The following is a 939-nucleotide window of genomic DNA, read 5'->3' on the forward strand; positions in this document are numbered from 1 at the left end:
TTTGATTTGCCCTCCGAGGGGCAGGGCGACAGGGGGCCTCGGCCCGGGACTCCCACCCGGAGCGCTCGCGGAACGGTTATTTCCGCTCCCTTACCCCGGACTCGCCTGCACGGACTGGCGGGGCACAAAGTGCCCGCAGGTCAGAGTTGGCCGGAGTAGAGGCGGTGTGCTCACCGCCGCAGGCACCGTCCTGTTAAGACGCCTACCGGTTTGTCCGACACCGGCTAAACGGGGTCACCGTAAGGACAGGGCAAGCTCCTTGAGGTCATGCCAGACGGAGTAATACGCTTCCTGCTGCCAAGAGGCAAGCCCGTTGTGCTGCAGGAGCTTCCAATCCAGCCGTTTCAAGCACGCCCTGACCCTGCGGGTCATCCCTCTTCCTTCCCTCGGTGTATTAGGATCGACCTTATAGGTCAGCTCTTGCTTGATTTGGGCTATTAGTTGTTTAAGTTCTTTAGTTACCCGTTCCTTAAAACCCATCGCCCGACGGCCAATAACCAATGCCGCCACGCAGTGCACCGGGACGGCATAACGCTTCGTATACTTCCAGTAGCCTATGGTGGACGTGTGCCGGGCAGGTACGAGCTTAAATGGCACTCCTTCCTTGACAGCCCTCCGGTACATGGCTTCTACCATTTTGGCAAAGGGAAAGTTTGAAGCCATGCGGTTAAACTTCTTATTGGTATCCAGCCTGTCTTTGCTAAAATTGAGTTCCTCCAGGGCGATGGGCTTGCCCAGGAAGAAGGCTATGTCTACCACTGCTTTGGCTAAAACGCCTATCAGATAGTCCCTCCGGAAGCCACAAGCATAGGCTAAGTCGGGTATCCTGATGTAGAGAAAGCCGTTCGGGTAAGTGATAACCTGAAACTCTCCCTCATACTTGCCCAGGTTGCCGGGGGAGGGAACGCTGAACCCTTCCGGCCACGGCTCCGGCTGGCC

The 939-nt window shown here is 57.1% G+C and carries 1 protein-coding gene; it reads right to left on the bottom strand.

What is annotated here, in order from left to right; translation table 11 throughout:
- Positions 1–234 precede the first annotated feature (234 nt).
- A partial coding sequence (locus tag AN618_RS12420; RefSeq protein WP_157081768.1) for an IS200/IS605 family accessory protein TnpB-related protein occupies positions 235–939 on the bottom strand: 705 nt, incomplete at its 5' end.

The organism is Fervidicola ferrireducens (assembly GCF_001562425.1).
Lineage (GTDB): Bacteria > Bacillota > Thermosediminibacteria > Thermosediminibacterales > Thermosediminibacteraceae > Fervidicola > Fervidicola ferrireducens.